This window comes from Mesorhizobium sp. Cs1299R1N3 (assembly GCF_037179625.1).
Classification (GTDB): Bacteria; Pseudomonadota; Alphaproteobacteria; order Rhizobiales; family Rhizobiaceae; genus Mesorhizobium; species Mesorhizobium salmacidum.
Window position 1 is genome coordinate 682,843 of sequence record NZ_JAPYKQ010000001.1, and the last position, 14,696, is coordinate 697,538.

Annotated in this window: 12 protein-coding genes; 6 read left to right on the plus strand and 6 right to left on the minus strand. The window is 63.8% G+C overall.

All coding sequences use genetic code 11. From position 1 onward, the window contains the following. Positions 1-51: 51 nt before the first annotated feature. From chrA to O7B34_RS03175, 3 genes are all read right to left on the minus strand, one after another. Positions 52-1,443 carry a chromate efflux transporter gene (gene chrA / locus O7B34_RS03165; RefSeq protein ID WP_337144825.1) on the minus strand — a complete coding sequence of 464 codons (1,392 nt, stop codon included), beginning with the start codon at positions 1,441-1,443 and terminating at the stop codon, positions 52-54. Next, positions 1,440-2,258, minus strand: coding sequence for a sulfurtransferase/chromate resistance protein (locus O7B34_RS03170; RefSeq protein ID WP_337144826.1), 819 nt, complete (start codon positions 2,256-2,258; stop codon positions 1,440-1,442). Before O7B34_RS03170 ends, chrA begins: the two co-directional genes overlap by 4 nt. Positions 2,259-2,514: 256 nt before the next feature. Then, complete coding sequence (locus O7B34_RS03175) at positions 2,515-4,320, minus strand: IlvD/Edd family dehydratase (RefSeq protein ID WP_337144827.1); 1,806 nt, start codon at positions 4,318-4,320, stop codon at positions 2,515-2,517. 152 nt (positions 4,321-4,472) lie between these two features. Between O7B34_RS03175 and O7B34_RS03180 the strand changes: the two genes are divergently transcribed. Continuing rightward, on the plus strand, positions 4,473-4,922 hold the full coding sequence (locus O7B34_RS03180) for an SRPBCC family protein (RefSeq protein ID WP_337139109.1): 450 nt from the start codon (positions 4,473-4,475) through the stop codon (positions 4,920-4,922). 16 nt (positions 4,923-4,938) lie between these two features. On the opposite strand, the gene O7B34_RS03185 is transcribed toward O7B34_RS03180, so the two are convergent. The 3 genes from O7B34_RS03185 to O7B34_RS03195 form a co-directional block, all read right to left on the minus strand. Further along, the gene (locus tag O7B34_RS03185) at positions 4,939-6,108 is read right to left on the minus strand and encodes an Mrp/NBP35 family ATP-binding protein (RefSeq protein WP_140509211.1); all 1,170 of its coding nucleotides are present in this window, start codon (positions 6,106-6,108) and stop codon (positions 4,939-4,941) included. 75 nt (positions 6,109-6,183) lie between these two features. Beyond that, positions 6,184-7,188, minus strand: coding sequence for an inorganic phosphate transporter (locus O7B34_RS03190; RefSeq protein WP_337144828.1), 1,005 nt, complete (start codon positions 7,186-7,188; stop codon positions 6,184-6,186). Between the two features lie 3 nt (positions 7,189-7,191). Next, the gene (locus O7B34_RS03195; protein ID WP_027142151.1) at positions 7,192-7,833 is read right to left on the minus strand and encodes a DUF47 domain-containing protein; all 642 of its coding nucleotides are present in this window, start codon (positions 7,831-7,833) and stop codon (positions 7,192-7,194) included. A gap of 225 nt (positions 7,834-8,058) precedes the next feature. Between O7B34_RS03195 and O7B34_RS03200 the strand changes: the two genes are divergently transcribed. The 5 genes from O7B34_RS03200 to fdhF all read left to right on the plus strand — a co-directional run bounded on the left by O7B34_RS03200 (position 8,059) and on the right by fdhF (position 14,517). Then, a complete protein-coding gene (locus O7B34_RS03200; protein WP_337144829.1) occupies positions 8,059-8,436 on the plus strand; it encodes a VOC family protein in 378 nt (125 codons plus the stop codon). A gap of 93 nt (positions 8,437-8,529) precedes the next feature. Further along, positions 8,530-9,429, plus strand: a complete 900-nt coding sequence (locus tag O7B34_RS03205) for a LysR family transcriptional regulator (protein ID WP_337144830.1) — start codon at positions 8,530-8,532, stop codon at positions 9,427-9,429. Between the two features lie 132 nt (positions 9,430-9,561). Next, positions 9,562-10,041, plus strand: a complete 480-nt coding sequence (locus O7B34_RS03210) for a formate dehydrogenase subunit gamma (RefSeq protein WP_337144831.1) — start codon at positions 9,562-9,564, stop codon at positions 10,039-10,041. Beyond that, on the plus strand, positions 10,038-11,594 hold the full coding sequence (locus O7B34_RS03215; RefSeq protein WP_337144832.1) for a formate dehydrogenase beta subunit: 1,557 nt from the start codon (positions 10,038-10,040) through the stop codon (positions 11,592-11,594). The genes O7B34_RS03210 and O7B34_RS03215 overlap by 4 nt, the downstream gene beginning before the upstream one ends. 10 nt (positions 11,595-11,604) lie before the next feature. Beyond that, positions 11,605-14,517: a formate dehydrogenase subunit alpha gene (fdhF, locus tag O7B34_RS03220; protein ID WP_337144833.1), complete on the plus strand. Its 2,913-nt coding sequence runs from the start codon at positions 11,605-11,607 to the stop codon at positions 14,515-14,517. Positions 14,518-14,696: the final 179 nt, after the last annotated feature.

The window sequence follows — 14,696 nt, forward strand, 5'->3', positions numbered from 1 at the left end:
TCCAACCAGTTAGGTGGTTCGGAAGCGGAATACAAAGGCAGCGACCGGCGTCTATCCACTCACCGCCAGCAGCAAGACACCGACCAGGGCCGACCCGGCAAGTGTCGGCAGCATGCCGATCTTCAGCTTGAGGACAGCGATCAAGGCGGCACAGGACAACAATGCTGCGCGCCAGTCGATCGATGACGGCACCGGCACATTCATGCCGAGGCCAAGTTTGCTGACTTGGTGAAAGATAACGTGCATGGCGAACCACAAAGCGAGGTTCAGGATGACGCCGACCACGGCGGCGGTGATGGCTCCGAGTGCGGCCGACAGAGCCTTGTTGCCACGCAAGGCCTCGATATAGGGCGCACCGAGGAATATCCAGAAGAAGCAGGGCGTGAACGTGACCCACAAGGTCAGCAGCGCTCCAAGCGATCCGCCAAGCAACGGGTTCATCGAGCCGGCGTGGCGAAACGCGGCGATGAAGCCGACAAACTGCAAAACCAGAATGAGAGGCCCCGGCGTGGTCTCGGCAAGCCCGAGGCCATCGACCATCTCGCCGGGAGTGAGCCAGCCGAAAGACTGCACAGCAGCCTGCGCGACATAGGCAAGGACCGCGTAGGCGCCGCCGAAGGTTACGACCGCCATGACGCTGAAGAACCCGCCGATCTGCGTCCACACGCTGCTCGTCCCGGTGAGCGCCCAGAGCAGCAGAACCGGCCCGAGCCAGATCGGCAGCCAGATGGCGATGATACGCGGCGCATGCCATCGTGTCGGCCTGGTGTGGGCCAGTTCGCCGCGTTCGAACATCAGGTCGACCGCGCCCCTGATATCGGGGGCGTCGTTCTTGCCGTGCGCGGCGCCGGAAAACAGGGCTGGCGCGACGCGGTTTCCAACCCATCCCACCAATCCCGCAATCAGGACGATGAGCGGGAACGGAATGCTGAGCACATAGATGCCGAGAAAAGCGCAAACCGCGATCGCCACCATCACCCGGTTCTTCAAGGCGCGGCGGCCGATGCGGATCACCGCCTCCACGACAATGGCGAGCACTGCCGCCTTGACACCGAAGAACAGCGCCGCGACGAGCGGCACATCGCCATAGAGCGCATAGAAGATGCTCAAGGTGAGCATGACGAGTGCGCCGGGCACCACGAACAGGACACCGGCGACAAGGCCGCCGACCGTCCTGTGCAGCAGCCAGCCGATATAGATGGCGAGTTGCTGGGCCTCGGGACCGGGCAGCAGCATGCAGTAGTTCAAGGCATGCAGGAAACGCTGCTCGCCGATCCACCGCCTCTCCTCGACCAGTTCCTTGTGCATGAGCGCGATCTGCCCCGCCGGCCCGCCGAAGCTCAGCAATCCGATCTTCGCCCAGAGTTTCGTAGCCTCGCGGAAGCTCGGAACCGCCGATGTCTCGACGATATCGGGATCTTTCCCCGAAATGAGGCTGCTCATGACGGCTTTGCCCCGCTTGGCCAGTTGTGCGTCTCGTCGGTGGCGTCGCGGCACCAGCGGAAGAACGCGTCATAGAGCAGCATTCCCGCCTCCAGCTGCTCCAGATCGTCGCGGAACATGCGGGACAGGCCGAGCGAGGCGGCGAGAAATCCGGCGGCTTGGGGGACGAGGTCGAGCCTGGCGGTGTCGGCCGCACGCACGATCATGGCAAGGCGATCGAGCGCCTGGGATTCCAGCGCGAACTCCTCGATCATCGTGTCGAAGGTGCAGCGCTCGCCGCGATGGCTCCAGAACACATTATCAATGTCGAAGGGCACGGCTTGGAAGCGGTCGGCGACGGCAGGCACTTCGGTCGCCTCGACGAAGAGAAAGACCGCATGCGGATCGATGAAACGCCGGATCAGCCAGGGGCAGGCGATGCGGTCGATCTTGGGGCGAGCCCGCGTCACCCAGACGGTGCGGCCTTTTTCATCGCGGGACGGTATCTTGTCGGCGCGAACCAGAAGGCCGCCGGCATCGCGCCAGGCCTTGAAACCGCCTTCGAGGGATTCGGCGGCAACGCCTTGGTGCCGCAGCCAGGCGGCCACGCCTTGCGAGAGCTTTTGCCCTTTCTGGCAGACGACGGCCACTTGGCTGCCGGCAAGGTCGTTTGCCCAGGCCGAGACGGTTTTGAAGTTGCGCCGGTGCGAGGCCGGCAGCAGGCGCGGATCGGCGTCGTAATCGTCATCGATGCGGACGTCGACGATCACAGGTGCGCCGGGCAGACCAATCAGACGGGATAGTTGCTGTACGGTGATAGCGGTTGTTGACGGCATGGCGTCCACCTCCTGAACAGAGAAGCCTGGACGCGAACATTGGGCTGACGCCTCACGGGGTCGTCGCGATGCACCCCTTGGCATGATGGTGGAATTGTTGGGCAGGCTTGTCAAGGACCGAGCGTTCCCGGCCTATGGCGGGGGACCGGCGGCCTGATCGATCAAGCCGCCGGTGTTCGCCCATTCATCATCCGTGACCAGCCAGGAATAATCGATGACTATTCCGGGGAATAATCGATGATTATTCCGGGAATAATCAGTGATTGTCGCGAGGCACGCCCATGGTGTGCGCGACATCCTGGTATTTCACCGCCGGCTTCAGCACCATGCCGGCCGAGAACTGGTCGACCATGCCGCGCTGGATCTCCTGCCATGGCGTCTGGTGCTGGGGATAATGGTAGCCGCCATCTTTCTGCAGCTCGGCGCGGCGCCGCGTGATCTCGTCGTCGCTGACGAGGATGTTCGCGGTGCCTTTGCGCAGGTCGATGCGGACGCGGTCGCCGGTCTTGAGCAGCGCCAGGCCGCCGCCGACGGCGGCTTCCGGCGAGGCGTTGAGGATCGACGGCGAGCCCGACGTGCCGGACTGGCGGCCATCGCCGATGCAGGCCAGCGCGTGGATACCCTTCTTGATGAGGTAGGCGGGCGGCTGCATGTTGACGACCTCGGCGCCGCCGGGATAGCCGACGGGGCCGGCGCCGCGCATGAACAGGATGGTGTGCTCGTCGATGCCTTGCGCCGGGTCGTCGATGCGGGCGTGGTAATCCTCCGGGCCGTCGAAGACCATGGCGTTGCCCTCGAAGGCTTCCGGGTCGTTCGGGTTCGACAGATAGCGCTCGCGGAATTCCGGCGAGATGCCGCTCATCTTCATGATCGCCGAATCGAACAGATTGCCCTTGAAGTTGATGAAGCCCGCATTGGCCTTCAGCGGCTCGGCCACGGTGCGGATGACGTCGGTGTTCTCGTTGGCGACGCCCTCACAGTTGGCGCCGATCGACTTGCCGTTGACGGTCAGGGCATCGGGATGCGGCAGCATTCCGGCCTTCATCAGTTCGGCCACGACCGCCGGCACGCCACCGGCGTGGTGATAGTCTTCGCCGAGATATTCGCCCGACGGCTGCAGGTTGACGATGAGCGGCACGTTGAGGCCGACCTTCTGCCAGTCGTCATTGTCGAGCGGTACGCCGAGATGGCGGGCGATGGCGTTGAGGTGGATCGGCGCGTTGGTGGAGCCGCCGATCGCCGAGTTGACGACGATGGCGTTTTCGAAGGCCGCGCGGGTCATGATGTCGGACGGTTTCAGGTCCTCGTGCACCATGTCGACGATGCGCTTTCCCGTCTCATAGGCGATCTGGCCGCGCTCACGGTACGGCGCCGGGATGGCGGCCGAACCGGGCAGCTGCATGCCGAGCGCCTCGGCCAGCGAATTCATCGTCGTGGCGGTGCCCATCGTGTTGCAGTAGCCCGTGGACGGCGCCGAGGAAGCGACAATGTCCATGAACTCGTCATAGTCGATCTCGCCGGCCGACAGGCGCTGGCGCGATTCCCAGACGATGGTGCCCGAGCCCGTGCGCTTGCCCTTATGCCAGCCATTGAGCATCGGGCCGACCGACAGCGCGATGGCCGGGATGTTGACGGTCGCCGCCGCCATCAGCAAGGCAGGCGTGGTCTTGTCGCAGCCGATGGTCAGCACGACGCCGTCGAGCGGGTAGCCGTAGAGCACTTCGACAAGGCCGAGATAGGCAAGGTTGCGGTCAAGCGCCGCGGTCGGCCGCTTGCCGGTCTCCTGGATCGGGTGACAGGGGAATTCGAAAGGAATGCCGCCCATCGAGACGATGCCTTCGCGCACGCGCTTGGCGAGCTCGATGTGGTGCCGGTTGCAAGGCGAAAGATCAGAGCCGGTCTGGGCGATGCCGATCAGCGGTTTGCCCGACGTCAGCTCGGCGCGTGTCAGCCCGTAGTTCAGGTAACGCTCGAGATAGAGCGCCGTCATTCCCGGATTGTCGGGATTGTCGAACCACTCCTGCGAGCGGAACTTTTTCTTTTTCGTGGGGGCGCCGGCCATCATGGTCTCCGTATTTGTATGACAAATCGATATGACAACGCGCGGATGCAGGCAAGGGGGCACGCGTGATCTGAATCCGGACTTTGGTGCGATAGACAGCTATCGAACCGCGCGCTACGACCAATCCGACATCGGCGATGGGGGAGGTTTAAATGGCTTTGGTGATCGAGGGCGAGGAACGTATCGCCGCACCCGTAAAGAAAGTGTGGGAAGCGCTGAATGATCCGGCCGTGCTGAAGGACGCCATTCCGGGCTGTCAGAGCCTGGAAATGAAATCGGCGACCGAGATGGCGGCAACGGTGGTGCTGAAGATCGGTCCGATCAAGGCGACCTTCAACGGCGAAGTGACGCTCAAGAATCTCAAGCCGCCGCATGCCTACACCATCCAGGGCGAAGGCAAGGGTGGCATTGCCGGCTTCGCCAAGGGCGGTGCCGACGTCACCCTCACCGCCGACGGGCCGGACGCGACGGTCCTCAAATATGCGGCCAAGGCAGAAGTCGGCGGCAAGATCGCGCAGCTCGGCAGCCGGCTGATCGAATCGACCTCGAAGAAACTGGCCGGACAGTTCTTTTCGGCATTCGGCGAGAAAGTCGGCGGCTGATCGCTCCCTTGAGGGGTTACTCAAACACGATGTTCGGCACCGCCGCTTCGGCCGCGCCGCGTTCCTCATTGACCCTGTCCCAGACCTTGGAAGCGATATCGCGGTAGATTTTCGCTTCGGCGCCATCCGGTTTCGAGACGACCACCGGCGTGCCGGCGTCCGAGCTTTCGCGAATGCCCATTTCCAGCGGCACCTCGCCGAGGAAGGTGACGCCCAGCCTCTCGGCTTCGCGGCGCGCGCCGCCATGGCCGAAAATATCGTAGCGCTTGCCGGTGTCAGGGGCGAGGAAGTAGCTCATGTTCTCGACAATGCCGAGCAGCGGCACATCAACTTTCTTGAACATATTGAGACCTTTGCGGGCATCGATCAGCGCCAGGTCCTGTGGCGTCGAGACGATGACCGCGCCGGCCAGCGGCACCTGCTGGGCCATGGTGAGCTGGGCATCGCCGGTGCCGGGCGGCATGTCGACGACAAGCACGTCGAGCCGCCCCCATTCGACCTCGCGCAGCATCTGGGTGAGCGCCGACATCACCATCGGCCCGCGCCAGATCATCGGCGTCTCCTCGTCGACGAGGAAACCCATCGACATCACCTTGAGGCCGTAATTCTCCATGGGTTTAAGGATCTTGCCGTCGACCGTCTGCGGCCGGCCATGGATGTTGAGCAGCCTGGGCATCGACGGGCCATAGATGTCGGCATCGAGCACGCCAACCCGCAAGCCGTTGGCGGCAAGGCCGAGCGCCAGATTAACGGCCGTGGTCGACTTGCCGACGCCGCCCTTGCCCGAAGCAACCGCGATGATCGCCTCGATGCCGGGGACGCCGCGCTTGCCGTGGCTCTGAGAAGCGGGAGCATGCGGAGCCGCCCGCGGTGCGGCGGCGGGCGGAGCCGGCCTGGGTGCGGGCCGCGATGGAACCGGCGCCTCCATGCCGCCGCCCTTCTTTTCAGCCGTCAGCGCGACGACCGCACCGGCGACGCCGGGAATGGCCTTCACCACGCGCTCGGCGGCGGCGCGCAACGGCTCCATCTCCTGGGCCCGCGCGGCGGGAACGGTGATTGAGAAGAACACCTTCGAATCGGCGATGAAAATCTCCGAAACCATGCCGAGATCGACGATGTTGCCGGTGAAGTCCGGCCCGTTGACGGTCTTCAGGCGCTCGACGACGATTTCCTTGGTGACGGCCATAACAATTCTTCCTCGGCTTAAGGTGCTGCTCACATAGTGCAGATCGGCGGCGGGTCCAAGCGCCACGCCGCGACATCACCGGGCCAGGCTGAGCGCCAGGTAGGTGAGAGCGGAAATCGCCGCCGTCGCCGGCAAGGTCACGACCCAGGCGACGACGATGTTGCCGGCGATGCCCCAGCGGACTGCGGAAAGCCGGCGGGCAGCGCCGACACCGATAATGGCACCGGTGATGGTGTGCGTGGTCGAAACCGGGATGCCGAGCCAGGTGGCGGCGAACAGGGTGATCGCGCCGCCGGTCTCGGCGCAGAAGCCCTGCATCGGATTGAGGCGCGTGATCTTCGAGCCCATTGTGTGGACGATGCGCCAGCCGCCCAAAAGCGTGCCCAGCGCCAGCGCCGACTGGCAGGTGAGGACGACCCACAGCGGTACATAGAACGAGGTGCCGAGCATGCCCTGCGAATAGAGCAGTACGGCGATGATGCCCATGGTTTTCTGGGCGTCGTTGCCGCCATGGCCGAGCGAATAGAGCGAGGCCGAAAAGAACTGCAAGACGCGAAACGTGCTGTCGACGGCGAATGGCGTCTGGCGCACGAACAGCCATGAAACCACCAGGACCAGGAGAAGCGCCAAGACGAAACCGGTTGCCGGCGACAGCACGATCGCGGCGACCGTCTTGCCGAGGCCCGACCAGACGATGGCGCCGAAGCCCGCCTTCGCGACCCCGGCCCCGACCAGCCCGCCGATCAGCGCGTGCGAGCTGCTCGACGGAATACCGGCGATCCAGGTTACGATGTTCCAGACAATGGCGCCGACCAGCGCCGAGAAGATCACCGCCGGCGTGACGACGCTGACGTCGACGATGCCCTTGCCGACGGTCTCGGCGACATGAAGGCCGAAGAACAGGAAGGCGATGAAATTGAAGAAGGCTGCCCACAGCACCGCATAATGCGGCCGCAGCACCCGCGTGGAGACGATGGTGGCGATGGAGTTGGCGGCGTCGTGCAGGCCGTTGAGAAAATCGAAGAACAGCGCCACGGCAACGAGGCCGGCGAGCAGGGGAAAGGCGATGGTCGCTTCCATCGCCTAGACGTTCTCGATGACGATGCCGCTGATCTCGTTGGCGACGTCCTCGAAACGGTCGACCACCTTCTCCAGCTGGCCATAGATCTCCGAGCCGATCAGATAGGCCATCGCGTCGCCGCCATTGTGGCGCTTGAACAGGTCCTTCAAACCCTGCTCATGCAGGTCGTCGGCCCGGCCCTCGGCACGCATGACCTCCTCGGCGAGTTCATTGAGGCGTGCGCTGTTGGCGCCGACCTTGGCGAGCAGCGGGATCGCCTCCGCGACCAGCTTGGCGGCGTCGACGATGACGCCACCCATTTCCTGCATCAGCGGATCGAATTCGTGCTTTTCGAACAGCCGCACCGTCTTGACGGTCTTGTGCATCGTGTCGATGGCATCATCCATCGACTGGATCAGATCCTTGATGTCGCCGCGGTCGAAAGGCGTGATGAATGAACGCCGCACCGCAAGCAGCACCTGCGCGGTTATGTCGTCCGCCTCGTTTTCGAGATCGATGATCTCCCGGCACCTGCGTTCGATATCCTTGCCCTGGAGAAGCAGCTGGAGTGCCTCGGCGCCGGCGACCACGGTACGGGAATGCTGTTCGAACAGGTCAAAGAAGCGATCTTCGCGCGGCAACAGCTTGCGGAACCAGCCCAGCATGTTCGTCCCTCCCTGCACACCAGTTGCATCCACATAGCGCCGCACGCGCCCGCAGGAAACAGTAAGCCGGCTGAAAGACGTGGATCAGGCCGTTTGAAGGCACGATTTGCTGCAAGGCGCATGTTCTTGACGCTCGTCAAGCGGCTGGGCGACCCTACTTCAGCAATGGAACGTTCGACGCAGACAGGTTCAATGACGAGGGAACAATCAGGGAAGGAGACGATCATGCTTGAAAACAGCAACGCAACGGCCAATCTCGCGGTCAGGGACCTGGCCAGGGCAAAGGCTTTCTATGCGGGGACGCTCGGCCTGAAACAGGTGCACGATGAGGGCGGCGAACTGATCGTGTACAAAAGCGGCAACACCACCATCAATGTCTATCGCTCCCAGTTCGCCGGAACCAACAAGGCGACAGCGGTGACGTGGACGGTCGGCGACGCGATCGGCACCGTCGTCGCCGCGCTGAAATCGAAGGGCGTCGTCTTTGAACACTACGAGATGCCCGGTTTGACGCTGGAAGGCGATGTCCATGTCGGGCAAGGTATGAAGGTCGCTTGGTTCAAGGATCCGGATGGCAACATCCTGAATCTCGTCGACAGGTAGTTTTTGCGATTGCGCAACGGCTGGGGGCGGCACGATTGTCAGCTGCAGCAGCAACCATCTGGCGCGGTGCGGCTGCGCCGGTTAGCTTCACCTATGATCGACAAGCTGGAATTCTTCATCGCACTGGCCAAGGAGGAGCATTTCGGCCGGGCGGCTGAAGCGTGCGGGGTTACGCAGCCGACCCTGTCGGCCGGGATCAAACAGCTCGAGGGCCAGCTCGGCGTCATGCTGGTCAATCGCGGCTCTCGCTTTCAGGGGCTGACGCCGGAGGGCAAGCAGGTGTTGGTCTGGGCGCGCCGCATCGTCGGCGACTCCAGGACCATGCGCGAGGAGATGCGCGCCGCCCGCCACGGCCTTTCCGGCCGCATCCGCATTGCCGCCATCCCGACAGCGTTGGCCATGGTGGCCCGATTGACGACGCCCTTTCGAGACAAGCACCCCGGTGTCACCTTTTCGGTGCTGTCGCGAACCTCGATCGAAGTGCTGTCGCTGCTCGGCAATTTCGATGTCGATGCCGGCATCACCTATCTTGACAACGAGCCGCTCGGACGGGTGACCAGCGTGCCGCTTTATGACGAGCGCTACCAGTTGATCACCGCTATCGGCAATCCCTATTCCGACCGCGACAAAGTGACATGGGCGGAGATCAGCCATTTGCCGCTGTGCCTGTTGACGCCGGACATGCAGAACCGCCGCATCATCGACCAGCACCTTGCGGAAGCCGGCGTGCAGGTGCGGCCGACGCTGGAATCGAACTCGATGATCGTGCTGTTCTCGCACATCCGGACCGGCAAATGGTCGTCGATCATGCCGCTCAACCTTGCGGAAACATTCGGCTTTTCCGAACCGATCCGTGCCATTCCGATCGTCGATCCCGATGCCAGCCACACGGTCGGGCTGGTCGCCGCGCCGCGTGAGCCGCATACGCCGCTGGTGCAGGCGCTGCTGGACGAGGCGATGGCGCTGGCAGACGATTTCCGCGCCCACCGCTAGGTTAGAGAATTGAGGCGGAAGAGCTTGATAGAAAATTTCTATCGAGCAACGGATCAGCTTTATTGATTTCAGGGGTTTCCTCTGATTTTGTAAAGACTTAGCGATAAGGCCATCGACCAGGGAGGGCGCTGCGTGACGATGCAGCCAGCAAGTACCGAGATCGCATCCCGCACGGCGGCGATTATCCAGGAGTTGAAGGATCTCGAAGGTCCGCTGCTGCCGATCCTCCACGGTATCCAGGAAGAATTCGGCCACGTCCCGCAGGACGCCGTGCCGGTCATCGCCGATGGGCTGAACCTCTCCAGGGCCGAGGTGCACGGTGTCGTCACCTTCTATCATGATTTCCGCGCTCGGCCGGCCGGCCGGCACGTGCTCAAGCTCTGCCAGGCGGAAGCCTGCCAGTCGATGGGTTCGGACGCGGTCGCCGCCAGGGTCAAGCAGTTGCTCGGCATCGATTTCCATGAGACCACGCGTGACGGATCGGTTACGCTTGAGCCGGTCTATTGTCTCGGCCTGTGCGCCTGTTCGCCGTCGGCGATGCTGGACGGCGAGGTGATCGGACGGCTCGATGATGACAAGATCGACGAGATCGTCGCCGAGGTGCGCTCATGACCCCCCGCATCTACATTCCCGGCGATACCGGCGCGCTGGCGCTGGGCGCGGAAAAGGTCGCCAAGGCGATCGCAAATGAACTTGCCGAGCGCGGCATCGAGGCCAAGATCGTGCGCAACGGCTCGCGCGGCGCCTATTTCCTCGAACCGATGGTCGAAGTGGCGACAGCCAATGGCCGTGTCGCCTACGGGCCGGTGAAGCCGTCGGACGTGAAGAGCCTTTTCGACAGCGGCTTCCTCAAGGGCGGGCATCACAAGCGCTGGCTCGGCGCGCCCGACAAGATCCCGTTCCTCGCCAAGCAGACGCGGCTGACCTTCGCGCGCTGCGGCATCAACGACCCGCTGTCGCTCGATGCCTACAAATCGCTCGGCGGATTGAAGGGCCTGCAGAATGCGGTGGCCATGGCGCCCACCGACATCGTCAAGCAGGTGACCGAATCCGGCCTGCGCGGCCGTGGCGGCGCGGGCTTTCCGACCGGCATCAAATGGAAGACGGTGCTCGATACGACATCGGAGCGCAAATACATTGTCTGCAACGCCGATGAAGGCGACAGCGCCACCTTCGCCGACCGCATGATCATGGAAGGCGACCCCTTCGTGCTCATCGAAGGGATGGCAATCGCCGGCATCGCCACCGGCGCGACCAAGGGCTTCGTCTACATCCGCTCGGAATATCCGCACGCGGTGGCTGTCATGAACAAGGCCGTCGAGATCGCCCGCAAGGCCGGTGTGCTCGGCGTCAATGTGCTGGGTTCGCCCAACGCCTTCGACATGGAAATCCGTGTCGGTGCCGGTGCCTATGTCTGCGGCGAGGAAACCTCGTTGCTCAACAGCCTGGAAGGCAAGCGCGGGGTGGTGCGCGCCAAGCCGCCGCTGCCCGCGATACAAGGGTTGTTCGGCAAGCCGACGGTGATCAACAACGTCATCTCGCTGGCTTCTGTTCCTGTTATCATGGACAAGGGTGCCGCCTTCTACAAGGATTTCGGCATGGGCCGCTCACGTGGCACGATCCCGATCCAGATCGCCGGCAACGTCAAGCAAGGCGGCCTGTTCGAAACCGCTTTCGGCCTGACGCTGGGCGAGATCGTCGATGAGATCGGCGGCGGCACGTCCACCGGGCGCCCGGTGAAGGCGGTGCAGGTCGGCGGCCCGCTCGGCGCCTATTTCCCGCGCGCCTTGTTCGACACGCCGTTCGACTACGAAGAATTCGCCAAGCGCGATGGACTGATCGGCCACGCCGGCATCACGGTTTTCGACGACACCGCCGACATGCTGAAGCAGGCACGCTTCGCCATGGAGTTCTGCGCCATCGAAAGCTGCGGCAAGTGCACGCCTTGCCGCATCGGCTCGACGCGGGGCGTGGAAACCATCGACAGGCTCGCCGCCGGGATCGAGCCGGAGAAGAACCTGGCTCTGGTCACGGACCTCTGCAACACGATGAAATTCGGTTCGCTCTGCGCGCTGGGCGGCTTCACGCCCTACCCGGTGATGAGCTCGATCACGCATTTCCCTGAGGATTTCAAGCCCGCGCCAGCGCGCGTGGCTGCTGAATAGGAGCTGGCAGATGAACATCAAGGCCGACTTCCCGACGCTCATCGAAGAACTCGATTACGGAACCCCGCGATCGAAGGCTGAGAAGCAGGTCACGCTGACCGTCGATGGCCGCAGCATCAGCGTGCCGGAAGGCACGTCGATCATGCGTGCGGCGATGGAAGGCGGAGTGGAGATCCCGAAACTCTGCGCCACCGACATGTTGGACTCCTTCGGTTCCTGCCGCGTCTGCCTCGTCGAGATCGAAGGGCGCGGCGGCACGCCGGCTTCCTGCACGACGCCTGTCGGCGAAGGCATGGTGGTGCGCACGCAGTCGGACAGGCTCGATGCCATCCGCCGCGGCGTCATGGAACTCTACGTCTCCGATCATCCGACCGGCTGGAACGAGAAGGCCGGAACCGGCGCCAGCGAGTTCGATGTGGTGGCGAAGTCCGTCGGCCTGACCGAAAATCGCTACGGCGTCGAGGGCCGCAACCACGTCAGGGAAGAAGGCGGCGTTGCGCCCGGCCATGGCTCGCTCGCGGTCGACTACATCGCGCGCGATGAGTCCAACCCCTATTTCACCTACGATCCGGCGCAGTGCATCGTCTGCTCGCGCTGCGTGCGCGCCTGCGAGGAGGTGCAAGGCACTTTCGCGCTGACCATCGAGGGTCGCGGCTTCGAATCGCGCATGGTCGCCGGCATGCACGAGGATTTCATCGCTTCCGAATGCGTGTCCTGCGGCGCCTGCGTGCAGGCCTGCCCGACCGATGCGCTGCGCGAGAAGACCGTGCTCGAAAAGGGCCTGCCGGAGCGCTCCGCCGTCACCACCTGCGCCTATTGTGGCGTCGGCTGCTCGTTCAAGGCCGAAGTGAAGGGCGACGAGGTCATCCGCATGATGCCCTACAAGGAGGGCATGGCCAACCACGGCCATTCCTGCGTGAAGGGCCGTTTCGCCTATGGCTACGCCACCCACAAGGACCGCATCCTGTCGCCGATGATCCGCGAAAAGGTCAGCGATCCGTGGCGGGAGGTGAGCTGGGAAGAGGCGATCGCCCACACGGCCAAGGAATTCCGCCGTATCCAGTACCAGTACGGCCGCACCGCCATCGGCGGCATCACCTCCTCGCGCTGCACGAATGAGGAGACCTATCTCGTCCAGAAGCTGGTGCGGCAGGGCTTCCGCAACAACAATGTCGACACCTGCGCGCGCGTCTGCCATTCGCCGACCGGCTATGGGCTCGGCCAGACCTACGGCACCTCGGCCGGCACGCAGGATTTCGATTCCGTCGAATTCACCGACGTCGCCGTCATCATCGGCGCCAATCCGGCATCCGCGCACCCGGTGTTCGCCTCGCGGCTGAAGAAGCGGCTGCGCCAGGGCGCCAAGCTGATCGTGCTCGATCCGCGCCGCACCGAGATGGTCAAGTCGGCCCACGTCGAGGCGGACTACCATTTGCCGCTGAAGCCCGGCACCAATGTCGCCGTGCTGACGTCGCTGGCAAATGTCATCGTGACCGAAGGCCTTTTCGACGAAGCCTTTATCCGCGAGCGCTGCGACTGGGCGGAATTCCAGGATTGGGCGTCCTTCGTCGCCCTGCCGGAAAACAGCCCCGAAACCGTGGGCAAGCTGTCCGGCGTCGATCCCGAGCTGATCCGCGGTGCCGCACGCCTCTACGCCAAGGGGGGCAATGGTGCGATCTACTACGGCCTCGGCGTCACCGAACACAGCCAGGGCTCGACCACGGTGATGGCGATCGCCAACCTCGCAATGGCCACCGGCAATATCGGCCGCCCGGGCGTCGGCGTGAACCCGCTGCGCGGCCAGAACAACGTGCAGGGCTCGTGCGACATGGGCTCGTTCCCGCATGAGCTGCCGGGCTACCGGCACATTTCGGGCGACGCGGTGCGCGACATCTATGAGAGCCTGTGGGGCGTGAAGCTGGACGACGAACCCGGCCTGCGTATTCCCAACATGCTGGATGCCGCCGTCGACGGATCGTTCAAGGGCATCTACATCCAGGGGGAGGACATCCTGCAGTCCGATCCCGACACCAAGCATGTCGCCGCCGGCCTTGCCGCGATGGAATGCGTGGTCGTACACGACCTCTTCCTCAACGAGACGGCGAACTACGCGCACGTCTTCCTGCCGGGCTCGACCTTCCTCGAGAAGGACGGCACCTTCACCAATGCCGAGCGCCGCATCAACATGGTGCGCAAGGTGCTGGAACCGAAGGCGCGCTACGCCGATTGGGAGGCGACGCAGGAGCTCGCCCGCGCGATCGGTCTCGACTGGAACTATACGCATCCGTCCGAAATCATGGACGAAATCGCCAAGACGACGCCAAGCTTCGCCAACGTCTCGTTCGACCTGCTCGACCGCGTCGGCTCCGTGCAATGGCCCTGCAACGACAAGGCGCCGCTCGGCACGCCGATCATGCATGTCGACGGCTTCGTGCGCGGCAAGGGCAAGTTCATCCGTACCGAATATGTGGCAACGGACGAGAGGACCGGACCGCGCTTCCCGCTGCTGCTGACCACCGGCCGTATCCTGTCGCAGTACAATGTCGGCGCGCAGACACGGCGCACCGAAAACGTCATGTGGCACGCCGAGGATCGGCTGGAAATCCATCCGCACGACGCAGAAAACCGTGGCCTGCGCGATGGCGACTGGGTCCGGCTGACCAGCCGTTCGGGCGAGACGACGCTGCGCGCGCTGATCACCGACCGGGTGTCGCCGGGCGTGGTCTACACCACCTTCCACCATCCCGACACGCAAGCCAACGTCATCACCACCGACTTCTCCGACTGGGCGACCAATTGTCCGGAATACAAGGTGACCGCGGTGCAGGTCGGCGCTTCCAACGGCCCGTCGGAATGGCAGCGCGACTATGACGAGCAGGCCAAGCAGAGCCGCCGCATCGCTCCGCTGCAGGCGGCGGAGTAGCTGTGTCGAGACATTCGACAACAAGAGCTTCAATCTTGACGGCTGATCGACCCCCACTCCGTCGAGCTTCGCTCGACACCTCTCCCCCGATCGACGGGGGAGAGGAAAGGCGCGGGCCTTTGCCGGGAAACACCCTTCCTCTCCCTCCGGAGGGGGGAGAGGTGGCGCTGCGCAGCAGC